Annotated in this window: 19 protein-coding genes; 10 read left to right on the forward strand and 9 right to left on the reverse strand. The window is 68.4% G+C overall.

The genetic code is table 11. The annotated features are described in order from the left end of the window. Positions 1–2 precede the first annotated feature (2 nt). The 4 genes from ABD104_RS12785 to ABD104_RS12800 all read right to left on the reverse strand — a co-directional run bounded on the left by ABD104_RS12785 (position 3) and on the right by ABD104_RS12800 (position 3,783). Positions 3–971 carry a Bug family tripartite tricarboxylate transporter substrate binding protein gene (locus ABD104_RS12785; RefSeq protein ID WP_087839500.1) on the reverse strand — a complete coding sequence of 323 codons (969 nt, stop codon included), beginning with the start codon at positions 969–971 and terminating at the stop codon, positions 3–5. Beyond that, positions 968–1,309 (reverse strand): AtuA-related protein, encoded by a 342-nt coding sequence (locus ABD104_RS12790; protein WP_087839501.1) that lies wholly within the window; start codon positions 1,307–1,309, stop codon positions 968–970. Before ABD104_RS12790 ends, ABD104_RS12785 begins: the two co-directional genes overlap by 4 nt. An 8-nt stretch (positions 1,310–1,317) precedes the next feature. Beyond that, a complete protein-coding gene (locus ABD104_RS12795; RefSeq protein ID WP_087839502.1) occupies positions 1,318–2,703 on the reverse strand; it encodes an acyclic terpene utilization AtuA family protein in 1,386 nt (461 codons plus the stop codon). A 123-nt stretch (positions 2,704–2,826) separates the two neighbouring features. Next, positions 2,827–3,783: a LysR family transcriptional regulator gene (locus ABD104_RS12800; RefSeq protein WP_243724616.1), complete on the reverse strand. Its 957-nt coding sequence runs from the start codon at positions 3,781–3,783 to the stop codon at positions 2,827–2,829. Positions 3,784–3,890: 107 nt separating this feature from the next. Here ABD104_RS12800 and ABD104_RS12805 point away from each other — a divergent pair, with 107 nt between their 5' ends. The 8 genes from ABD104_RS12805 to ABD104_RS12840 all read left to right on the forward strand — a co-directional run bounded on the left by ABD104_RS12805 (position 3,891) and on the right by ABD104_RS12840 (position 14,572). Then, positions 3,891–6,164 (forward strand): DUF6351 family protein, encoded by a 2,274-nt coding sequence (locus ABD104_RS12805; protein WP_087839503.1) that lies wholly within the window; start codon positions 3,891–3,893, stop codon positions 6,162–6,164. Between the two features lie 95 nt (positions 6,165–6,259). Then, entirely contained in the window at positions 6,260–8,680 is a 2,421-nt protein-coding gene (locus ABD104_RS12810; RefSeq protein ID WP_343927627.1) for a heavy metal translocating P-type ATPase, read from the forward strand. Between the two features lie 100 nt (positions 8,681–8,780). Continuing rightward, a complete protein-coding gene (locus ABD104_RS12815; RefSeq protein ID WP_343927628.1) occupies positions 8,781–10,496 on the forward strand; it encodes a copper resistance system multicopper oxidase in 1,716 nt (571 codons plus the stop codon). A gap of 10 nt (positions 10,497–10,506) precedes the next feature. Then, positions 10,507–11,472 (forward strand): copper resistance protein B, encoded by a 966-nt coding sequence (locus tag ABD104_RS12820; protein WP_343927629.1) that lies wholly within the window; start codon positions 10,507–10,509, stop codon positions 11,470–11,472. A 41-nt stretch (positions 11,473–11,513) separates the two neighbouring features. Further along, on the forward strand, positions 11,514–11,897 hold the full coding sequence (gene copC, locus ABD104_RS12825; protein ID WP_343927630.1) for a copper homeostasis periplasmic binding protein CopC: 384 nt from the start codon (positions 11,514–11,516) through the stop codon (positions 11,895–11,897). A 98-nt stretch (positions 11,898–11,995) separates the two neighbouring features. Beyond that, the gene (locus tag ABD104_RS12830) at positions 11,996–12,460 is read left to right on the forward strand and encodes a DUF411 domain-containing protein (RefSeq protein ID WP_087839552.1); all 465 of its coding nucleotides are present in this window, start codon (positions 11,996–11,998) and stop codon (positions 12,458–12,460) included. A gap of 19 nt (positions 12,461–12,479) precedes the next feature. Continuing rightward, entirely contained in the window at positions 12,480–13,166 is a 687-nt protein-coding gene (locus tag ABD104_RS12835) for a heavy metal response regulator transcription factor (protein ID WP_087839507.1), read from the forward strand. Continuing rightward, on the forward strand, positions 13,166–14,572 hold the full coding sequence (locus ABD104_RS12840) for a heavy metal sensor histidine kinase (protein WP_343927631.1): 1,407 nt from the start codon (positions 13,166–13,168) through the stop codon (positions 14,570–14,572). The genes ABD104_RS12835 and ABD104_RS12840 overlap by 1 nt, the downstream gene beginning before the upstream one ends. 28 nt (positions 14,573–14,600) lie before the next feature. On the opposite strand, the gene ABD104_RS12845 is transcribed toward ABD104_RS12840, so the two are convergent. The 3 genes from ABD104_RS12845 to ABD104_RS12855 all read right to left on the reverse strand — a co-directional run bounded on the left by ABD104_RS12845 (position 14,601) and on the right by ABD104_RS12855 (position 17,601). Continuing rightward, positions 14,601–15,578 carry a Gfo/Idh/MocA family oxidoreductase gene (locus ABD104_RS12845; RefSeq protein ID WP_132980349.1) on the reverse strand — a complete coding sequence of 326 codons (978 nt, stop codon included), beginning with the start codon at positions 15,576–15,578 and terminating at the stop codon, positions 14,601–14,603. 92 nt (positions 15,579–15,670) lie between these two features. Then, positions 15,671–16,573: a ChaN family lipoprotein gene (locus ABD104_RS12850; RefSeq protein ID WP_343927632.1), complete on the reverse strand. Its 903-nt coding sequence runs from the start codon at positions 16,571–16,573 to the stop codon at positions 15,671–15,673. Continuing rightward, the gene (locus ABD104_RS12855) at positions 16,570–17,601 is read right to left on the reverse strand and encodes a hemin-degrading factor (protein WP_132980347.1); all 1,032 of its coding nucleotides are present in this window, start codon (positions 17,599–17,601) and stop codon (positions 16,570–16,572) included. Before ABD104_RS12855 ends, ABD104_RS12850 begins: the two co-directional genes overlap by 4 nt. Positions 17,602–17,753: 152 nt before the next feature. Between ABD104_RS12855 and ilvD the strand changes: the two genes are divergently transcribed. Then, positions 17,754–19,643, forward strand: a complete 1,890-nt coding sequence (ilvD, locus tag ABD104_RS12860; RefSeq protein WP_132980346.1) for a dihydroxy-acid dehydratase — start codon at positions 17,754–17,756, stop codon at positions 19,641–19,643. 83 nt (positions 19,644–19,726) lie between these two features. Here ilvD and ABD104_RS12865 read toward each other — a convergent pair whose 3' ends face one another. Next, positions 19,727–20,131 (reverse strand): helix-turn-helix domain-containing protein, encoded by a 405-nt coding sequence (locus ABD104_RS12865; RefSeq protein ID WP_087839512.1) that lies wholly within the window; start codon positions 20,129–20,131, stop codon positions 19,727–19,729. A gap of 148 nt (positions 20,132–20,279) precedes the next feature. Here ABD104_RS12865 and ABD104_RS12870 point away from each other — a divergent pair, with 148 nt between their 5' ends. Further along, the gene (locus ABD104_RS12870) at positions 20,280–20,606 is read left to right on the forward strand and encodes a hypothetical protein (protein WP_132980345.1); all 327 of its coding nucleotides are present in this window, start codon (positions 20,280–20,282) and stop codon (positions 20,604–20,606) included. On the opposite strand, the gene ABD104_RS12875 is transcribed toward ABD104_RS12870, so the two are convergent. After that, positions 20,576–22,720 (reverse strand): M3 family metallopeptidase, encoded by a 2,145-nt coding sequence (locus ABD104_RS12875; protein ID WP_087839514.1) that lies wholly within the window; start codon positions 22,718–22,720, stop codon positions 20,576–20,578. The two genes, ABD104_RS12870 and ABD104_RS12875, sit on opposite strands and share 31 nt — an antisense overlap. Positions 22,721–22,777: the final 57 nt, after the last annotated feature.

The raw sequence follows: 22,777 nt of genomic DNA on the forward strand, positions 1-22,777 counted from the left end.
CATCACTCTTTCTGGATGCCCGCCTTGGCGATGATCTGCGCCCATTTCTGCGATTCGGCTGCCTGGAAGCGGCGCAGCTCGTCGGGCGTGCTGGTCACCAGTTCGGTGCCGGTCGGTCCGTAGAACTTCGCCGCTGTCGGCGTCCTGGCCGCGGTCACCAGCAACTGGTTCAGGCGGTTCACGATCGCGTCGGAGGTGCCGGCCGGCACGTAGGCCGCGAACCAGTAGGTCGATTCATACCCGGGCACGCCCGATTCCGCGATGGTCGGCACGTCGGGCGCGAGCGGGCTGCGCGTGGAGGTGGTGACGCCCAGCGCCTTCAGGTTGCCGCTCTTGGCCTGGGGCAGTCCGGTCGTCATGTCGGTCCACATGACCTGGATCTGGCCGCCGAGCAGGTCGGTGACGCCCATGGGATTGCTGCGGTAGGGCACCGATACGATTTCCGTCCCCGTCGATTGCTTGAAGAGCTCTCCGGCCACCCGGCTGGACGAGCTTCCGTAGCCGAACGACAGCTTGCCGGCCTGGGCCTTCGCCAGCGCGATGAATTCCTTCACGTTGTTGACCGGCAGGCTGGGCGGCACGACCATGATCTGCCCGCCCTTGCCGAGCAGGGTTACCGGCTCGAAGTCCTTGACGGGGTCGTAGGGCAGCTTCTTGAACAAGTGTTCGTTGGCGGCATGGGTGGTGTTGGTGGTGATGAGCACCGTGTAGCCGTCGTTCTTGGCGCGGGCCACGGCCTGGGCGCCGATGAAGGAGTTGGCGCCCGGTTTGTTCTCGATCACCACCGGCTGCCCGGTCGCCTCGGAGACGGCCTGGCCCAGCGCCCGCGCGATCTGGTCGGTGGCGCTGGCGGCGGCGAAGGGCACGACGAAGGTGATGGGCCTGTCGGGAAAGCTCTGGGCGCTGGCGGCGGATGCGCCAAGCAAGGCCAGGCCGAGCACGGCAAGCTGCCGGCGACGATGGGTGTTCATGATGTCTCCTCCTTGTTGTTGATGGAAATGGGAAGCGTCAGTAGCAGGCTGGAAAGCGTCTTCCCGTGCGTGTCGAGGTTCAGCGAGTCGTTGACGCCGCCGTCCAGCACGTCGTCCAGCACGAAGTTCATCGCCGCCAGGCGCGGCAGCAGGTAGCGCCTGACCCGGGTCGGCGCGCGCGAAGCAAAGAGGCCGGCCACGCGGGCCTCGGTGACCTGCTCGACCAGCAGCGGCCAGTCGGCGGGGTCGTAGGCGATGACGCTGATGGAGGCGCGATTGCCTTTGTCGCCGGTGCGGGCGTGGGCCAGTCTGTGCAGGAGCACGGTGCGGGAGTTCATGGCGTCTTTCATGCGGCGAACTCCCAGGTCGGCGCCAGCCATTCGCGCGGCACCAGGCACGAGCCGCTGCCCAGCCGGGGCGTGACGGTCGTGCGCACGCCGCCGCCGCCGGCCGGCCCGCAGGTATACAGGGCCAGCACCTCGCGCGCGACCCGTTCGGCGTCCTGGCGGGTGGCGGCCGCCGCCGCGATGCGCAGCCGCAGGTCCTCCACCGGCGAGGCCGGGACGCCCGCCGCGGCCGTCCAGCGGCCCTCGTCGTCGCCGAACACGCTGGCGACGCCGATGAAGTCGGCACGGACCCTCAGGCCGCCCAGGCCGAGCGCATGCAGGCGCTTGCGCACGACGTCGGCCGCCAGCGCCGCGCGCGCGGCCGCATTGGGGCCGGCATACGAGATTTCCCCTTCCGCCAGCCACGGACCCTCGTGGCAAAGCGTGGCCTTGAGGGTGGCGGGCCGGGGGTGGCCCCGCACGCCGGTGATCTCCACCCGGTCGATGCCGACCTCGCGCACTTCGGCCTCGGTGATGTCGGCCACCACGTCGGGCGTCAGGTAGGCGCCGGGGTCGTGGATCTCGTACAGCAATTGCTCGACGACGGTCCGGCGATCCACGCAGCCGCCGGTGTTCGCGGCCTTCGTGACGACGAAGCGCCCGTCCTCGTGCATCTCGATGATGGGAAAGCCGAGTCCGGCCAGGTCGGGCACGTCCTTGAAGCCGGGATCGGCGAAATAGCCGCCGCATACCTGGCCGCCGCATTCAAGGATGTGTCCGGCCATGGTCCCCGCGGCCAGGCGATCCCAGTCGTCCTCGGGCCAGCCGAAATGGGCGAGCATGGGGCCGAGCGCCAGGGCGGGATCCGCGACCCGGCCGGTGACCACCACCTGGGCGCCGGCCCGCAGCGCCGCGGCGATTTCACGGGCGCCCAGGTAGGCGTTCGCGCTGACCAGGGGACGCTCGATCGACGATTGGTCGAGCAGTGCGCGCATCTGGTCGGGGGTAAGCGCGGTCAGCAGGTCGTCGCCGTTGACGATGGCCACGCGCAGCGCCGGCAGTCCGAGGGAAGCGGCCAGCCGTTGCAGTTGCCGCGCCGCGCCGCGGGGGTTGGCCGCGCCGAAGTTGCCGATGATGGGGATGGCGCCATGCACGCAATCGGCCAGGACGGGGGCGACGAAGTGCTCCAGGGACGGTTCCCAGCCCGAGTCGGGGTTCTGCCTGCGCTGCAATTGCGCCAGCGCCAGGGTGCGTTCGGCCAGGGTTTCGAAGATCAGGGCGCGAGGGCCGTCGTGCGCCAGCAGGGTACGTACCACGGGGACGGCGGCATCCCAGCGGTCTCCGGAAAAGCCCGCGCCGGCGCCGATGTGCAGGCTGGACGCAGCGGACGTAGAAGATGAATGCATGCACACCCGGTCATGGTGGTGGAAGCGGATCCGGATCCGGGACCCGCGGATGAGCGAGACGATAAAGGCGCGTGCAATATTCCGGGAAATGGATTATTTGGGATGACTGATTGAAGAAACCGATTACCGGCCCCGGGTCCGCGCAAGAGCGGTTCCGCGCCGGCTCGCGCGCCGTTCCCCCGGCTGCGGCCGGCGCTGCATCATGAAGGCGAGCAGCGCCTGCGCGCCTATGGACAGGCTGCGGTCGCGGCGCCGGATGACGAATACCTCCCGCGTCAGTCCCGGGGTCTCGACCGGCAGCGCGGTCAGGTCGTCGCTGTCGAAGTGGAACAGCGTCAATGCCGGCACGACGGTGATGCCCAGGCCGGCCCGCACCATGCCGGCCACGGTGCTCAACTGGTCCAGTTCCATCATGCCGTTCATCCTGGCCGGATGGATGGCCGCCTCGATATGCTGGCGCACGCTGCTGTCCTGGGCGAGGTGGATGAAGGGTTCGCCGCTGAGCGCCGCGAGCGTCAGCCGGCGCCGGCGTGACAGGGGGTGGTCCTTGCGGCAGACAAGGTAGAAGCCATCGCGGCAGAACGGGTCCGCCTGCAGGTCCGGCCCGACGGAACGCATCGAGGCCAGCGCGAAGTCGGCCCGGCCGCCGCGCACGAACTCTATGCAGCTTTCGGACAGGACGTCCGCGACGTCCACCTGGATGCCGGGATATTCCTGGTGGAACGCCGCCAGCACGCCAGGCATCCAGCCTGCCGCCAGCGAAGGCAGCGCGGCGACGCCGGCACGGCCGCGCCGGCCGGCGGCGTGCTCGCCCAGGTCCTCGAGCGCATCGCGCAGGCTGGCCAGCACGCGCGTGGCGCCTCCCAGGAACAGCCGGCCTTCGGGCGTCAGCTCGACGCGGCGCGTGTCCCGATCGAACAGGCGCACGCCCAGCGAGTCTTCCAGCGTGCGGATCAGGCTGCTGAACGCCGATTGGGACAGATGGCATTGCTCGGCGGCGCGGGTGAAGTTCCTGTGCTCGGCCAGGGCCGTGAATGCGCGGACCTGGCGCGTGGAGAGATTCAGATCGGTTATCTGCATATTCGATCACTCCATCAAAAAAAAGCGATGCCCTCGATGATTGACAAATCTTACTATCCGGTCGCTGTGGGTGACACGACAACGCTAACGATGATGAGGAGACTTCAATGAAAAGGGCATCATTCACGCTGACCGGCCTGTCGCTGGCAGTGCTGCTGGCGGGCTGCGGCGGCGGGGACGGAGGAACGTCCGGCGATGGGGAACCGCCGGCCCCGGGCGCAGCGAGCCTGCGAATATCGGTGCTGGGGAACCGGGCCGACCTGGTGTCCGGCGGACAGGCACTGGTCGAAGTCAAGGTTCCCGAGGGATCCACCACGCGTTTCGAGCAGATCCGCATGCTGCTCAACGGCAAGGACGTGACCGGCGCGTTCGCGGTGCGCGGGAACGGCCGCTACATGGGGCGGGTGGAAGGGCTGGCCAACGGCGACAATATGCTGGTCGCGCGGACGGACGACGGCGCCACCGCCCATCTGGGGATCAGGAACCATCCGAATGGCGGCCCCGTCATTTCCGGCGCGCAGGTCGGCTATTGGGAGTGCACGACCAAGGTCGCGGCGCCGACGCCGACCAATCCCGATCTGGGCAATCCGCTCGACGACCAGTGCAATATCGCCGCGCCGGTGTTCCGCTACCAGTACCGGACCAAGGCCGGACAGTTCGCCGTCTATGATCCCGCCAACCCGCCGGCATCGGCGCAGATCGCCAGCGTGACGACCGATGAAGGCAAGACCGTGCCGTATATCGTCCGCATCGAGCGCGGTGTGATCAATCGCGGCAAGTACGACATCGCCTACCTGGCCAACCCTGCCGATCCGACCAAGGGCTGGACGCCGTATGCCCGGCCCGACTCGTGGAACGGCAAGCTGCACTGGAAGTTCGGATCGGGCTGCGAGTACAGCCGCACCCAGGGCAATCCGGGCAGCGTGCTGGACGACGTGGCCCTGAGCCGGGGGTTCATGGTCGCGTCGTCCGAGATGACGCAGTACGGCACGCATTGCAACGACGTCACGTCGGCCGAGACGGTGATGATGCTCAAGGAATACATCACCGAGAACTACGGCGAGATCCGCTACACCATGGCCGACGGCAGCTCGGGCGGCGCGCACCAGCAGCACCTGCATGCTTCGAACTATCCCGGCCTGCTGCAGGGACTGCTGCCGGCGGACGGATGGCAGGACACCTGGACCACCGGCCGGGAATTCGCCGACTGCGGACTGCTCAAGCGGTTCTACGATGCACGCAAGGCTGCCGGGTTCCCGTTCACCATCATGGAGAAGGCCCATGTCAACGGCCACGTCTACGATCAGGTGTGCGAAGGGCCGGCCAACACCAACATGGCTTCGCGCACGCCGTTCTATCTCGATCCCACCGTGGGCGGAGCGGGTTGCGGAACGCACTGGAACGTCTGGTCGCCCGGCAATACCACGGGCATCCGCTGCACGCTGCAGGATTTCAATATCGCGGTATTCGGGCCGCGGGACGCGACCGGCTACGCCAAGTCCCCGATCGACAACATCGGCATTCTTTACGGCTTCCGGGCGGTCAACAGCGGCAAGATCTCGCCCGAGCAGTTCGTGATGCTGAACGAACAGGTGGGCGGCTACGACATCAATGGCCAGTGGCAGCCCGCGCGGATGGCGGCCGACCCCGGCGCGGCGGAAATCGCGCACCGGTCGGGCAGGGTCGCGCACGGCCAGCGCCTGGGCGAGGTGGCCATCATCCAGTCCATCAGCTTCAACGTGCGGGAGGAGCACTACGATTTCCGCGGCTACGTGATCCGCAACCGCATCCTGCGCGAACACGGGGACTACGCGAACCACGTCATCTGGCGCTATAAGTCCACGCCGCCCGACTACAACGCGCGCCGCTTCGACGCGATGAACGAATGGCTGGGCAAGGTCGAGGCCGATACCTCGGGCAAGACGCTGCGCGAGAAGATCATCGCCAACAAGCCGGCCATCGCGGTGGATGCGTGCTGGCGGGCCGACGTGGCCGCGTGGAGCACCGATTCCGACTACTGCAACACCGGCGCCGATCCGACCTCCGCCTCGAGCGTGTCGGGGGCGGGCGCGGCAGAAGTCTACAGCCCGGGCGTGGACGAGTGGCCGGTGTTCCGCGATACCCGCGTCGCGGCGGGAGAGGGGTTGGCCAGCGACATCATGAAGTGCGCGCTCAAACCGCTGGCGCGGGCCGATTTCGCGGTGGCCTTCAGCAGCGGACAGTGGGCGCGCTTGCAGGCGGTATTCCCGCACGGCGTATGCGACTACGGCAAGCCCGGGGCCGGCCAGGCCGCTCCCGAGCCCTGGCAGAGCTTCATGGACGGGCCTGGCGGCAAGCCCCTGGGCCAGGCACCGTCGTCGGCGCCGGGCGAAGGGGCCTGAACCGACCCGGTTGCCGGCCCCGGATCCGGCGCTTGACTTTGCCATCATGGGAAGCTTGATACTGCGAAGCATCACCCCAGTATCGCGAGGAAACCATGAGTGGACAGTCAACGCCGGCAGTGGCCGGCCCGGGCGATGCCCCTGTGAACTGGACCCTGCCCATCGAGGGCATGACCTGCGCCTCGTGCGTCGGCCGGGTCGAGCGTGCCTTGTCGCAGGTGCCCGGCGTGCGGCGCGCGAGCGTCAACCTGGCCACCGAGACGGCCGAGGTCGAGGCCGATGCCCCGGTGCAGGCCGCCACGCTGCGCGCGGCGGTCGAGAAGGCCGGTTATGAGATCCCGGCCGGATCGGTGGACCTGAGCATAGGCGGGATGACCTGCGCCTCGTGCGTATCGCGGGTGGAAAAGGCCCTGGCCCGGGTGCCGGGCGTGGCGGGTGCCGAGGTCAATCTCGCCACCGAGACCGCCCGGGTTTCGCTCGTCTCCAAGGTCGATCCGGCGGTGCTGATCGCCGCGGTGGAGCAGGCCGGATACGAGGCGCGCCTGTCCGCGCAGTCCGCGCCCGCTACCGAGGCGGCCGCCGCGGGCCTGCCGACGTGGTGGCCGATCGCCCTGGCGGGAGCGCTTTCGCTGCCGCTGGTCGTGCCCATGCTGCTGATGCCCTTCGGCATCCATTGGATGCCCAACGGCTGGGTGCAATGGGCGCTGGCGACGCCGGTGCAGTTCTGGCTGGGCGCGCGTTTCTACCGCGGTGCCTGGAAGGCCTTGAGGGCGCGCACCGGCAACATGGACCTGCTGGTGGCGCTGGGTACCAGCGCCGCCTACGGCCTGAGCGTCTATCAACTGCTGCGCCATGGCACCCATGGGGCCACGCATCTGTATTTCGAGGCCTCGGCGGTGGTGATCACGCTGGTCCTGCTGGGCAAGTGGCTGGAAACCCGCGCCAAGCGGCAGACCACCGAGGCCATCCGCGCCCTGAACGCCCTGCGGCCCGAGGTGGCGCGGGTACGGCGCGACGGCGGCGAGGTCGAGGTGCCGGTCGCCTCCGTGCACCCCGGCGATCTCGTCGTGGTGCGTCCGGGCGAGCGCGTGCCGGTGGACGGCGAAGTGGTCGAAGGCGCCAGCCAGGTCGACGAGTCGCTGATCACCGGTGAAAGCCTGCCGGTGGACAAGCAGCACGGCGACCGCGTCACCGGCGGCTCGGTCAACGCCGAAGGCCTGCTGGTGGTCCGCACCACCGCCGTCGGCGCGGAGTCCATGCTGGCCCGCATCGTCCGGCTGGTCGAATCGGCGCAGGCCAAGAAGGCGCCCATCCAGCGCCTGGTGGACCGGGTGAGCGAAGTATTCGTGCCGGTGATCGTCGCCATCGCCGCCGTGACCCTGCTGGCCTGGGGCGGCGCGACCGGCGATTGGGAGCTGGCCATCCTCAATGCGGTGGCGGTCCTGGTCATCGCCTGCCCATGCGCGCTGGGACTGGCCACACCCACGGCCATCATGGCCGGGACCGGCGTGGCGGCGCGCCACGGCATCCTTATCAAGGACGCGGAGGCGCTGGAAGTGGCGCACAACGTCAAGGTCGTCGCGTTCGACAAGACCGGCACGCTGACCGAAGGCAAGCCCGAACTGGTCGCCGCCGAACCGGCGCAGGGCGAGCGCCGCGACCTGCTGGCCGCCAGCGCGGCCCTGCAGGCGGGCAGCGAACATCCGCTGGCGCGCGCCGTCATGGCCGAGGCCCAGCGCGAGGGTATCGTGGTGCCGGCCGCCACCCAGGCGCGGGCGGTGGCGGGGCGCGGCATGGCAGCGTCGGTCGAGGGGCGCGAGCTGCGCCTGGGCAGCGGCCGCTACATGCAGGAGCTGGGGGTCGAGACCGGGCCGCTGGCGCAGCGCGCCGCGGCGCTCCAAGGCGAAGGCCGCACCGTGTCCTGGGTGGCGAGCGTGAGCGGCCAGCCCGTGCTGCTGGGTCTCCTGGCCTTCGGCGACACGCTGAAGCCGACCTCGGATGCGGCGCTGCAATCCCTGCGCGAGCAAGGCATACGCAGCGTGCTCCTGACCGGGGACAACGCCGGCGCGGCGCGCGCCATCGGCCAGGCGCTGGGCGTGGACGACGTGCGCGCGGAAGTGCTGCCCGAGCACAAGGCCGAAGCCATTGCCGCCCTGCGGGCCGAAGGCCACGTGGTGGCGATGGTGGGCGACGGCATCAACGACGCGCCGGCGTTGGCCGCCGCCGACGTGGGGATCGCGATGTCGACCGGCACGGACGTGGCCATGCATGCCGCGGGCGTCACGCTGATGCGCGGCGATCCCGCGCTGGTCGGCGACGCGATCGACATTTCCCGCCGCACCTACGCCAAGATCCGCCAGAACCTGTTCTGGGCCTTCGTCTACAACGTGGTCGGCGTGCCGCTGGCGGCCCTGGGCCTGCTCAGCCCGGTGCTGGCCGGCGCGGCGATGGCGCTGAGCAGCGTCAGCGTGGTCTCCAACGCCTTGCTGCTGCGGCGCTGGAAGGGCCGCGCCTGAAGGCGCGGGGCCAACATTACACAAACGTAATCTTCGGGTCAGGCTGGGGTGGGGGGCCGCTGGCTAGAGTGGCGGCCTGACCGGATTCATCGGATATCGCATGCACATCAAGACTTCAAGGCGGACTTTCGTCACCGCCCTGGCCGCGGGCGGCGCGCTGGGCGCGCTGGGCCTCTGGCGCAAGCCCGTGTGGGCGGCCATCGGGCCGGGCGACCCCCACGTGCTGACCGGCACCGAATTCGATCTTCAGATCGGCCAGACGCCGGTGAACTTCACCGGCAGCCCGCGCACCGCGATGACCGTGAACGGCGGCATACCCGGGCCGTTGCTGCGCTGGCGCGAAGGCGACACCGTCACCCTGCGCGTGCGCAACAAACTGAAGGAGTCCACCTCCATCCACTGGCACGGCATCCTGCTGCCCGCCAACATGGACGGGGTGCCCGGGATGAGCTTCGAAGGCATCGCGCCCGACGGCATGTACGTCTACACCTTCAAGGTGCGCCAGAACGGCACCTACTGGTACCACAGCCATTCGGGATTCCAGGAGCAGTCGGGCGTCTACGGGCCGTTGATCATCGATGCCCGGGAACCGGAGCCGTTCGCCTACGACCGCGAATACGTCGTGATGCTGTCGGACTGGACCGACGAGGACCCGGCGCGGATCATGCGCACGCTGAAGAAGCAGTCCGACTACTACAACTTCCACAAGCGCACCGTCGGCGATTTCTTCCGGGACGTGCGGGAGAAGGGCTGGTCGGCGACGATCGCGGACCGGAAAATGTGGGCCGAGATGCGGATGAATCCGACCGACATCGCCGACGTCAGCGGGTACACCTACACCTATCTCTTGAACGGACAAGCCCCGGACGGCGGTTGGACGGGGCTGTTCAAGCCGGGCGAACGCCTGCGCCTGCGCTTCATCAACGGCTCGGCCATGACCTATTTCGACGTGCGCATTCCCGGCCTGAAGATGACCGTGGTGGCTGCCGACGGGCAGCATGTCAAGCCGGTCGCGGTGGACGAGTTCCGTATCGCCGTGGCCGAAACCTACGACGTGATCGTCGAGCCTGCCGCGGAGGAGGCCTACACCATCTTCGCGCAGTCCATGGACCGCACGGGGTACGCGCGCGGCACGCTGGCCGTGCGCGAGGGCGTGCGCGCGCCGGTGCCGGCCCTGGATCCTCGGCCCATCCTGGCCATGGAGGACATGGGCATGGACCATGGCGGCATGGCGGGCATGGATCATGGGCAGATGCAAGGCATGGATCACGGGCATGGTGCCATGGGCGGCATGCAGTCCCACCCCGCCTCGGAGGCGGGCAACCCCCTGGTGGACATGCAGACGATGATTCCCACGCCCAAGCTGGACGACCCCGGCATGGGCCTGCGCGACAACGGCCGCCGCGTGCTGGCCTATGCCGACCTGCGCAGCGCGTTCCAGGATCCGGACGGGCGGATGCCGAGCCGGACGATAGAGCTGCACCTGACCGGACACATGGAGAAATTCGCCTGGTCATTCGACGGCATCAAGTTCTCGGACTCCCGGCCCGTGGTGCTGAAGTACGGCGAGCGGGTCAGGATCGTACTGGTGAACGACACGATGATGACCCATCCCATCCACCTGCACGGACTGTGGAGCGACCTGGAGGACGAGCACGGCAACTTCATGGTCCGCAAGCACACCATCGACATGCCGCCGGGCTCGCGGCGCAGCTACCGCGTGACCGCCGATGCCCTCGGCCGCTGGGCCTATCACTGCCACCTCCTGTACCACATGGAAGCCGGCATGTTCCGTGAAGTGCGGGTGCAAGAGTAAGGGGCCGGCCATGATCTTTTCCAATCATCGCAACGCGGCGGCGCTGGCCGCCGCGCTCATCGGCCTGGCGCTGGGTGGCACATCGACCGCGCGGGCCCAGATGCAAGGGATGGACCATTCGCACATGGACCACTCCCAGATGCGGGGCATGGACCATTCCAGCATGCCGGGCATGGATCACTCGACCATGCAGAACATGGACCTCGCGCCCATGCAAAGCATGGACCAGGCGCCGATGCAGGGCATGGATGCCGCCCCCGCGGAAAGCCGCACGCCCATTCCCCAACTGACCGATGCCGACCGCCAGGCCGCCGCCTTCGATACGGCGGGCCACGCCGTGCACGACAAGGGCATCAATTCCCTGTTCCTGGTGGATCGGCTGGAATGGCAGGATGCGCGCGGCGGCAACGCGCTGAACTGGGATTTCAAGGGCTGGATAGGTGGCGACATCGATCGCCTGTGGCTCAGTTCGGAAGGCGAGCGCGCGGGCGGCAAGCTCCACGAGGCCGAGGTCCAGGCACTGTGGGGGCATGCCATCAGCCCCTGGTGGGACGTCGTGGGCGGGGTGCGCCACGACTTCAAGCCGGGTTCGTCGCAAACCTGGGCCGCGATCGGCCTGCAGGGAATGGCGCTCTACAACTTCGAGGCCTCCGCCATGGTCTTTGCCGGCGAGAACGGGCAGACCGCCGCGCGCCTGAAGGGCGAGTACGACATCCTCTTCACGAACCGGCTCATCCTGCAGCCCGCTGCCGAGATCAACTTCTTCGGGAAGAACGACCATGGGCGGGGTATCGGGTCGGGCCTGTCGAGCACGGAGCTGGGCGTCCGCCTGCGATACGAAATCCGCCGCGAATTCGCCCCTTACATCGGCGTGACCTGGAACCGCACCTACGGGACTACCGCGGACCATGCCCGGGCGCACGGAGAGCGCCGCAGCGACACTCGGTTCGTGGTCGGCGTGCGCATGTGGTTCTGAATCGCCTCCATTCTTCTTTCCTATCCGTTTCAAGGTCCATCATGTCCAATGCTCGTACCGTCCTGAACGCCGCTGTCCTGACTGCCGGGCTGCTTGCCGCCGCCGCGGCCCAGGCCCATCCCGAACTCCTGTCCTCGACTCCCGGGGACAAGGCCGAGACCACGGCGCCAGCGAGGATAGAACTGCGTTTCTCCGAAGCGCTGGTCACCCAGTTCTCGGGCGCCAGGCTGCTCATGACGGGCATGGCCGGCATGAGCCACGCGCCCATGCCGGTGGAAGCCCGGGTCTCGGGCGATGCCGATCCCAAGACGATGCTGATCACGCCGGCCAAGCCCCTGGCGGCCGGCACCTATCGCGTGGAGTGGCGGGCCGTCTCGTCGGATACGCACCCCATGACCGGCAACTTCTCGTTCAGCGTGAAGTAGGCGATGGCCGACGGGCTGGGCGACCCGCTATCCTGTTGTTGGCGGCGTGGCGGGGAACGCTCGGCCCGCCCACCGGATCTTGAAGGAAACCATGCATGATGCACAAATACGCAAGCCGGTCGCGCCGTACGCTCCTGATCGGGGCGGCCTTGCTTCCACTGGGCGCCTGGGCGCAGAAGACGAACACCGTGGAGGTCTGGAAGACGCCGACCTGCGGATGCTGCAAGGATTGGATCAAGCACTTGCGGGACAATGGATTCCAGGTGGTCGCCCATGACGTCGACGATCCTTCCGTGGAGCGGCGCCGCCTCGGTATCCCGGACGACAAGGGCTCGTGCCACACGGCCGTGGTGGACGGCTATGCGCTGGAGGGGCACGTGCCCGCGAAGGAAGTCAAGCGGTTGCTGCGCGAGCGCCCCTCGGCGATCGGCCTGGCCGTACCCGGTATGCCCCTGGGATCGCCCGGCATGGACGGACCCGAGTACGGTGGCCGTAAGTCCGCCTACGATGTCCTGCTGGTGCGGACCGGCGGGCGGTCCAGTGTCTACCAGGCCTATCGCTGATGCGTGACGGGGCGCCACCATGAAACTACTGGTCGTGGAAGACGAGGCCAAGACCGGTGAATATCTCCGGCAAGGGCTGACCGAGGCGGGCTTCGTGGTCGACCTGGCGGACAACGGCCTGGACGGCCAGTACCGGGCGTTGAGCGAGCCCTATGACCTGATCGTGCTCGACGTGATGCTGCCCGGTGTGGACGGCTGGCGCATCCTGCAAACCCTTCGCGCCGTCGAGAACAACGTGCCCGTCCTGTTCCTGACCGCGCGCGACAGCGTGGCCGACCGGGTCAAGGGCCTGGAGCTGGGCGCGGACGACTATCTGGTCAAGCCCTTCGCGTTCTCCGAACTGCTGGCCCGCGTGCGGACCCTGCTGCGCCGGGGCAGCGGACAGATCGCCACCGACCGCATCCAGGTCGGCGACCTGGTGCTGGATCTCGTCCGCCGCCGGGCCACGCGCGCAGGCCGCCGCATCAACCTGACGAGCAAGGAATTCGCGCTGCTGGAGCTGTTCGTGCGCCGGCGCGGCGAGGTGCTGCCGCGTTCGCTGATCGCCTCCCAGGTGTGGGACATGAACTTCGACAGCGACACGAACGTCATCGACGTGGCCATACGCCGGCTGCGGGCCAAGATCGACGACGCGTTCGATGCCAAGCTCATCCAGACCGTCCGCGGCATGGGCTACGTCCTTGAAGAACCCGAGGACCTGCGCTGATGCGTCCGTTTTCCCTGACCACGCGGCTGACGGCCTTCTTCTCGCTGTCGTCGGCCACCGTGCTGCTGGGACTGGGGGCCTTGATCGCCACATCGATGGACCAGCACTTCGCGCACGAGGATTTCGCCGTGCTCGAGGAAAAGGCGAACCTGGTCCGCAAGATCGTCCAGGATGCCGCGCCCGCCGCGATGCCGGCGCGCCTGGGCGCGGCGCTCCAGAACCATCCCGGGCTGGTGGCCCTGGTCCGGACTGGGGAGGGGGCCAGCCTGTACGCCACCGACGGCGTCGAGTTCCGGCAGGCGCTGGACGCGGCGCGCGCCCTGCCGGCCGGCAAGGAGGAGTTCACCTGGCGCCAGGACGGGGCCGAGTACCGGGGCTTGCGCATCACGGTGGGCGGGGCGGGGGGCGAGATCCATGTCATCGTCGGCCTGGCGACGGAAATCCACGCGCACTTCATGCACGGTTTCCTCCATTCACTGGTGTTGTACGTGCTGCTGTCCGCGCTCGTGAGCGGCGTATTCGGCTGGTGGGCGGCCCGCAGCGGACTCGCGCCGCTACGCGCGATGGCCGTCCGCGCCCGCGCCGTCACGGCGCAGAAGCTGGACGAGCGCATGCCCGTGGAGGCCGTCCCGCTGGAGATGGCTGACCTGGCGTCGACCTTGAATGCCATGCTGGCGCGATTGCAGGACGATTTCCGCCGGCTGTCGGAGTTCTCGTCCGACCTGGCCCACGAACTGCGCACGCCGCTGACGAACTTGCTGACACAGACCCATGTGATCCTTGCGCAGCCCCGCGAGGCCGGGGAGTATCGCGAGATCCTCGCGTCCAACGAAGAGGAGTTGCAGCGCCTGTCGCGCATGGTGTCCGACATGCTCTACCTTGCCAAGATGGAGCATGGCCTCACCCTGCCCGACGCCGGCGTCATCGCCGTGCAGGACGAGGTCAGCGCCTTATTCGAGTTCTACGAGGCCCTGGCCGAAGACAAGGCCGTCGCCATGCGGCTGACGGGCCGGGGCAGGATCGTGGGCGACCGGCTGATGCTGCGGCGCGCCCTGAGCAACCTGCTGTCGAACGCCCTGCGCCATACCCCGCCGGGCGGGGCCATAGACGTGGTGGTCGCCAGCGACGCGACGGCCGTCACGATCGCGGTCGAGAACGATGGCAAGGAAATCCCGGTGGAACTGATTCCCTCTCTGTTCGACCGCTTCTTTCGCGGCGACAAGTCCAGGGCCAGGCCCGATTCGGAAAGCTCGGGCCTGGGGCTGTCGATCACGCGCGCCATCATGGTGGCGCACGGCGGCGACATCACCGCCGGCTCGGCTGCCGGCCGGACCCGGTTCACGCTGGTCTTTCCGGCCAAGGACGCGCTGCCCGCGTCATCGGCCGCAGGCGCGAGGGGGCAATAATCACTCGCCGTTCTCGCGGCCTGCCCGGTCATCTTGCGGCGGGTTCGCCCCGCATGATGCGGTCGATGCCGTCCAGCGCCCGCATTGCGGGCAGCACCGAGGCGATGTCGCAGCGGCTGGGCCGGCCCTCGCGCAGCGCGGCGATGAACTCGGTGTCCTGGGCCTCGAAGGCCGGCTGCGCGCCGGGCATCTCCACGACCTTGCCATCGCTGTCGGTCAGTTCGTCGCGGAAGGCGCGGTAGGTGTCCTCTTCGCCGATGTAGCGATAGAAGCCGCCGAAGGGCCCTTTATTGTTGAACGACATGGCCATGGTCAGCAGCGTGCCGCGCTTGCGCGAACGCATGGCCACGGTGACGTCCATGGGGATGCCCAGTTCGGGATGGTCGGGACCGCGCTGGCCCCAGACGTCGAATTCCGATTCGTCCAGCAGCCAGCAGAACAGGTCCACCGTGTGGCAGGCGTGGTGCCACAGCAGGCTGTCGACCCAGGTGCGCGGCTCGCCGAACATGTTCAGGTTGTTGCGGCGGAAGAAATAGGTTTCGCAGACCAGGTGGTGCAGCGTGAAGTCGCCGCTCTGGATGCGTTCGCGCAGGGTGGTGTGCGGCGGCGCGAAGCGGCGGCTGTGCGCCACCATCATGGGCACGCCGGTCTCGGCCTGCACGCGTGCCAGGCGCTCGGTGTCGGCCAGGGTCAGCGCGGCGGGAATCTCGATCAGCATGGGCTTGCCCAGGCGGGCGGCCAGTTCGGCGTGTTCGGCATGCAGGCCCGAGGGCGTGGCCAGCACCACCGCGTCCACGTCGGGGCGGGCCAGCGTGGCGGCCAGGTCGTCGCTGCAATCGGGAATGCCGTATTGCGCGGCCAATTGGCGGCCGCGCGACATGTCGGCCGCCGCCAGGGCCACGGTCTTCACGCCCGGCATGTCCGCGAAGATGCGCGCGTGGGTCGAGCCCATGGCGCCTTCGCCGGCGATGCACAGACGAATGGGGGCGGACGAGGGGGCAGGCATGGGACGCGGTCTCCGTGATAAGGGAGCGCGGCCGTGGCCGCGCCCGTTGGTCGAGGGGATCCCGGTATTCTAGGCCGCGCTTCCGTGAGGGCCTAGCGGCCCGGGACCTGGAACGCCTTGCACGGATCTTCGCGCGGCGCGGGCGGAATCACGATGTCGCGGTCGTAGGCAGCCGCCGGCGCGGGCTGTTCGGTATAGCCCACCGACAGGATGGTGCCGGGCTGGAGCCAGCGCGGCACGCCGATGTCGCGGCGGACATGGCCGTTGCCGGCCAGCAGGACGACAGGCCGCTGGGCGGCAGCGCCGGGTACGCGCGCGGCGCTGGCGATCGCGCCGGCCATCACGGCGTCGCGCGCCAGCTGGGCCATGGCCATCCCGCCCAGCATGGACGGGGGCAGGGCGCCGCAATGGGCCTCGGCCACTTCCTTGCGCTGCGCCGCCAGCAGGTCGGGCGGAGGCGAGAGCAGGCCGAGCCGGCGCAATTCATCGGTATCGAACAGGGCGGCGGGGCCTTGTTTCATGACGGTGCCCGCATCGGCGCGCGACAGGTTGGCGGCGACCACGGGCAGCTTCTCGCGCAGCGCCAGCTCCAGGACGGGGCGGTAGTGCGCCCAGTCCCACCCCGTCTTGGCCGGCGCCGCGGCCTGGATCACGCAGTCGGCGCTGGTACAGGTGCGCATGGCCCGGTCCAGGTCGGCCTGCCGTTCGCGATCGAACTGTTCCATGGCGATGGCCGGCCGCCAGCCCGCGCGCACCGCGCGCGCGAGCGCCTGCAGGCGCTGGCGATGGCCCTGGGCGTTGTCATGGACTTCGCCCAGCAGCACGACCTGGTGGCGCGGCAGCTCGGCCGCGAGCGAGACGACGGCGGCGTCGTCCCTGCCGGGCAGCCACGAGCATCCGGCCAGCAGCAGGGCGGCGGTGGCGCCGGCCAGCGGCAGCAGCCCGGACGCGGTGCCCGCACCGCGCCGCGTCGGCGTGCAAGCGCGGGCCGTCATGCCGCGGGCCGGGGTGTGCCCGGCGCGATGGCGGCCAGCCCGTCGGCCAGCGCGGTCCACGCCGCCAGCTCGGGCTTGCCCGGCTTGCGTTCGCCGAAGAACTGCACGATCAGCGAACCTTCGGCGTCATAGCATTCCAGCGAGGTCACGATGCCGTCCACCGTGGGCTTGCGCACCAGCCAGGCCTCGGTGAACAGGTCCATGCGCAGGTGCAGGTTGAAGCCCGGATCCAGCACGTTCAGCCACGGGCCCATGGGGGCGATGCGGTGGACCGGCCCGGTGTGGATCTGTACGCATCCGGCATTGCCGACGAACACCATGATGGGCAGCCCCGATCCGGCGGCCGAGTCCAGCACGGCATCCACGGCGCCGACGCCGACCTGCCGCGCGAACTCGGGGGGAGCGAGCCGCAGTGCCTGCGTACGTTCCACGCCATGCCGCCGCAGCAGGCCGAAAAACTCGTGGGTGTCGCGCAGTTCGCGCCATTCCTGGCGGAAGGTATCGACGTCGACGTCCTGGTCGGCCTTGCGCTCGGGGGCCGGCCGTGGTTCCGGCGTGACCGGCTGCGCGCTGTCGGCGTGCGCCGCCAGCAGGGCCTCGAACGCGGCGCGGTCGGTGCCCTCGGCCACATAGATCTTGTGCACCGCCTCGCCCTGCTGGTCGAACACCTGCAGGCTGGGGCGCTCGCCCCCCACGGCGTAGGCGTGCCGCCACTGCGACAGGAACAGGCGCAGGTCGATCTCGGGGTTCAGGGCCAGCCCCATCCTGCCTTCGACCTGGACGTGGTCGTAGACCCCGGTCTTTTCGTGGACGGCGGCCTCGTTGCGTGTCAGCGCCAGCAGTGGCCCGGCCGCCTTCAGTCCGCCCAGCAGCGTGGCCCAGTCGGGCTTGAGCCGGGTCGCGGACGGATCGGCTGCGACCAGCTCGCCTTCGCTGGCGCCGATGCGGGCGGCCGCGTCACGCATGCGCAGCTTGGGCTGCTCGGCCTTGAGGGCCAGGTAACGTTGCCAGAGGGTGGTTGCTGTCATGCGGGGAACCTTGGGACGGGGAAATGGTCGTAATGATAATGATTTTTATTAATGAAGGTAAGGCGCGGGTCGCATGATGGGGAGGGCGGGGCGACAAAAGGCCTTTCCGCCCTATACTAGAGTGTTTCGTCATTTTCCTTGCGAGTCCCGCCATGCCGCAATACCGTTCCCGTACCTCCACCCATGGCCGCAACATGGCCGGGGCACGTGCGCTATGGCGCGCGACCGGCATGAAGGACGGTGACTTCGGCAAGCCCATCGTCGCGGTCGTCAATTCCTTCACCCAGTTCGTGCCCGGCCACGTGCACCTGAAGGACCTGGGCCAGATGGTCGCCCGCGAGATCGAGGCCGCCGGCGGCGTCGCCAAGGAGTTCAACACCATCGCGGTGGACGACGGCATCGCCATGGGGCACGGCGGCATGCTGTATTCGCTGCCCTCGCGCGAGCTGATCGCCGACTCGGTCGAGTACATGGTGAACGCGCATTGCGCCGACGCCATGGTCTGCATCTCCAACTGCGACAAGATCACCCCGGGGATGTTGATGGCCGCCATGCGGCTGAACATTCCGGCCGTGTTCGTGTCGGGCGGCCCCATGGAGGCCGGCAAGGTCATCGAGGCCTACCATCCCGCCCAGGACGTGAACGGCCAGAAGATCATCAAGGTGGACCTGATCGACGCCATGATCAAGGCCGGCGACCCCACCGTGTCGGACGAGGACGTCGAGAACTACGAGCGCTCGGCCTGTCCCACGTGCGGGTCCTGCTCGGGCATGTTCACCGCCAACTCGATGAACTGCCTGACCGAAGCGCTGGGGCTGTCGCTGCCGGGCAACGGCACGCTGGTGGCCACCCACGCCGACCGCAAGGACCTGTTCCTGCGCGCCGGCCGGGTCGCCGTCGAGCTGTGCCGCCGCTATTACGAGCAGGACGACGCTTCCGTCCTGCCGCGCAACATCGCCACCAAGGCGGCATTCACCAACGCGATGGCGCTGGACGTGTCCATGGGCGGCTCGACCAATACCGTGCTGCACCTGCTGGCCGCGGCGCAGGAAGGCGGCGTGGATTTCACGATGAGCGACATCGATCGCATCTCGCGCCACGTGCCCTGCCTGTGCAAGGTCGCGCCCGCCACGCAGCAGTACCACATCGAGGACGTGCACCGCGCCGGCGGCATCATGGCCATCCTGGCCGAGCTCGACCGCGCGGGCCTGCTGGACACCTCGGTGTCCACCGTGCACAGCAAGACCCTGGGCGAGGCCATCGCCGCGAACGACGTCAAGACGAACGCCGACGAAGCCGTCCATGCCTTCTTCCGCGCGGCGCCCGGCGGCGTGCCGACCCAGACCGCCTTCAGCCAGGACAAGCGCTTCGACAAGCTGGACCTGGACCGGGCTGCCGGCTGCATCCGCGACAAGGCCCATGCCTATTCCCAGGACGGCGGCCTGGCCGTGCTGTACGGCAACGTGGCCGAGAAGGGCTGCATCGTCAAGACGGCGGGGGTCGATGAAAGCATCCTGAAATTCACCGGCAAGGCGCGCATCTTCGAGAGCCAGGAAGACGCCGTGGACGGCATCCTGGGCGATACGGTGCATGCCGGCGACGTGGTCATCATCCGCTACGAAGGCCCCAAGGGCGGCCCCGGCATGCAGGAAATGCTCTATCCGACCTCGTACATCAAGTCCAAGGGCTTGGGCAAGGCCTGCGCCTTGCTGACCGACGGCCGCTTCTCGGGCGGATCCTCGGGCCTGGTGATCGGCCATGCTTCGCCCGAGGCGGCCGAGGGCGGTGCCATCGGGCTCGTGGAAGAGGGCGACATCATCGAGATCGACATTCCCAACCGCCGCATCAACCTGCGCGTGGACGACGCGGAACTGGCCAGGCGCCGCCAGGCGATGGAAGCCCGCGGCGACAAGGCCTGGCAGCCGCTCGATCGCCAGCGCGTGGTGTCGCAGGCGCTGCAGGCGTACGGGATGATGGCGACCTCCGCCGACCGCGGCGCGGTGCGGGACATCTCGCAATTGAAGGCCCCGCGCGCCCGCTAGGGAAGCCCGGAAGCCCGGCTTCGAAAAACAGACGGCCTCGCTTTCAGGAGCGAGGCCGTTTTCGTTTTCGGCGCAGCGGCCGGTCAGGGGGCGGGAGGCGGAACTTCCTTGGCAGGCGTTCCCTGTTCTTCCTTTTCCACGCGATTCAGCAGCTTGGCGAACTCGATCACCAGCCTGCGGCTGCGCGCGTCCAGCGTGGCGAAGCTGCGGCGCAGGGCGCGTGTGTCGTCGGCGTAGGGCAGCTCGTCGCCGTCACGCAGCTCCGAGGTGGCGGGAAGCACGCGGACGTTCTCGACCAGGGCATAAAGATCGGTCACGCCCACGTTCATGGCCCGGGCGATGTTCTCCAGGCGTACGATGGACGGCTTCTGCTTGCCGGTCTCGATGCGGGAAAGATTGCCGGCATCGGTTCCGACTTCCATGGCGACGGCCTCGAGCTTGAGCCCGAGTTTCTCGCGCGTATATCGGATCGCCGAACCTATGTCCATGGCGTGATTGTCCGAATGCCTTGCTCTGCACGCAAAGCGTGAGACGCAAATTATTCGTGTATATTTTGCGTAAAAAGCAAAACGAATCATTGCGCCAAGCGGGAGAAGCGTGGGTCAGGCCCTCCCGAGGCGACGGGGGTTGCGTGCCATGCAAACACACCAAGGCGTGACGGAACTGCTGGTACTCAGCGGGATCGACCAGGACGGCCACATCGCGTGGCTCTTCGTGCCGCGCGGCTGGGACATCGCCGCGCTGGAACAACTGTTCCCCTTCTCGGGCCATGCCCTCGCGCGGCGACGCCATGTGTTGATCGCGGTGCCGATCGCCCGCGAACTGGCGCAGCGGTACGGCACCCGGCCCTTGCTCGAGTTCCCGGACACGCCGTCGCTGCACAGCCTGCTTTCCGAAGGCCTCGCGGCGGTGAAGCTGCTGATCGCGCGCGATCAGGACACGGCATCGGCCATGCCGCTGTGACGCAGCAGGGCCTCGATGCTGGGATCCCGGCCGCGGAAGGCGCGGAACGACTCGATCGCGGGCCGGCTGCCGCCCACTTGCAGGATCTCCCGCAAGAAGCGTGCCCCGACCTCGGGCCGTAGCGTATCCTCGGTCGCCGCGTCCTCGAAAGCCGCGTAGGCGTCGGCGGACAATACTTCCGCCCACTTGTAGCTGTAGTAGCCGGCCGAGTAGCCGCCGGCGAAGATGTGGCTGAAGGTGTTGATCCAGCGCGAGACCTCCGGCTGGGGCAGCACGTGCATGCGGTCGTTCACCGCGCGCGACAGCGCCAGCACGCTTTGCTGGCCGTCGGGATCGTAGTCGGTGTGCAGGTGCATGTCGGTGGCGGCCAGCACGACCTGGCGCAGCGTCATCAGCCCGCCCTGGAAGTTCTTGGCGGCGACCATCTTGTCGTACAGGGCGCGGGGCAGCGGTTCGCCCGTTTCCGCGTGCGCGGTCATCTGTTCCAGCACCGCCCATTCCCAGCAGAAGTTCTCCATGAACTGGCTGGGCAGTTCGACCGCATCCCATTCCACGCCGTTGATGCCCGACACGCCCAGGTCTTCCATCTGCGTGAGCATGTGATGCAGGCCGTGGCCGCATTCATGGAACAGGGTGATGACTTCGTCGTGCGTGAACAGCGAGGGCTTGCCGCCGCTGGGCGGCGTGAAATTGCAGACAAGGTAGGCCACCGGTGTCTGCAGTTCGCCGCCGGGGCGGCGATAGCGGGTGCGGGCGTCGTCCATCCATGCGCCGCCGCGCTTGCCGTCGCGCGCGTACAGGTCCAGGTAGAACTGCGCCAGCAGCGTGCCGGCGGCCGATTCCACGCGGAAGAAGCGCACGTCGGGATGCCAGGCCGGGGCGTCGTCCGGGCGGATGCGGACCGAGAACAGCGTCTCGATCACCTTGAACAGGCCCGCCAGCACCTTGGGTTCGGGGAAGTATTGCTTGACCTCGTTTTCCGAGAAGGCGTAGCGTGCCTGGCGCAGTTTCTCGGACGCATAGGCGATGTCCCAGGGCTCGAGTTCGGCCAGGCCCAGCTCGGCGGCGGCGAATTCCCGCAGCTCGCGCAGGTCGCGCTCGGCATAGGGGTGCGCGCGCTCGGCCAGCTCGGCCAGGAATTTCTGCACCTGCTCGGGCGTATCGGCCATCTTGGGCACCAGCGACACCTCGCCGTAGTTGGCATAGCCCAGCAGGCCCGCTTCCTCGCGGCGCAGGCGCAGCAGGTCCAGCATGATGGCGGTGTTGTCCCACTCGGCCCGACCCTGTCCGTATTCGGGACCAAGCTCCGAGGCGCGCGTCACGTGCGCCTTGTACATGGTCTCGCGCAGGGCGCGGTTGTCGGCGTATTGCAGTACCGGGAAATACGAGGGGAAGTGCAGGGTGAACTTCCAGGCCGGCGCTTCGTCCGGGGCTTCGCCTTCCTTGGCCGGAATCTTCCGGGCGGCTTCGCGCGCCGCTTCCTTCACGTCCTCGGGCAGTCCGGCCAGTTCGGCCTCGTCGCGCACGATCAGCGCATAGGAGTTGGTGGCGTCCAGCACGTGGTCGGAGAAAGCCTTGGACAGCGTTGCCTGCTGTTCCTGGATCTCGGCGAAGCGAGGCTTGGATTCCTCGGGCAGCTCGGCGCCGCCCAGGCGAAAGCCCCGCAGCTCGTTCTCGATCAGTTTCTTGCGGGCCGGCGTCTGCTGCTGGAATTCCTTGCTGGCCGCCAATTTCTTGTAACGCTCGTACAGCGCCTGGTTCTGGCCCAGGCCGGCCCAGAACTCGGTCACGCGCGGCAGGTTCTCGCCGTAGGCGGCACGCAGCTCGGGCGTATCGGCCACCGCGTTCAGGTGTCCCACCACGCTCCAGGCCCGCGACAGCCCCTCGGTGCCTTCATCCAGCGTCTCGACCACGCTGTGCCAGGTAGCCGGCGCATCCGCGGCCTGGTCCGCCTCCAGCTTGTCCACCGCCTTCTGCGCCCGCTCCAGCAGGGCCGTGATGGCCGGTGTGATGTGCTCCGGCCGGATGGCATCAAACCGGGCCAGGCCCGACAGGTCCATGAGCGGATTGCCGGCCAGGGCGGAGGAAGAGGAAAGGTCGGACGCTTGCGCCATGGGGAAACTCCTGAATGCTGACTGTGCCCCGTAGATGGGGGTGAAAAAAGGAAACAC

It is taken from the genome of Pigmentiphaga daeguensis (assembly GCF_039523035.1).
In the GTDB taxonomy this organism is placed as follows: Bacteria; Pseudomonadota; Gammaproteobacteria; order Burkholderiales; family Burkholderiaceae_B; genus Pigmentiphaga; species Pigmentiphaga daeguensis.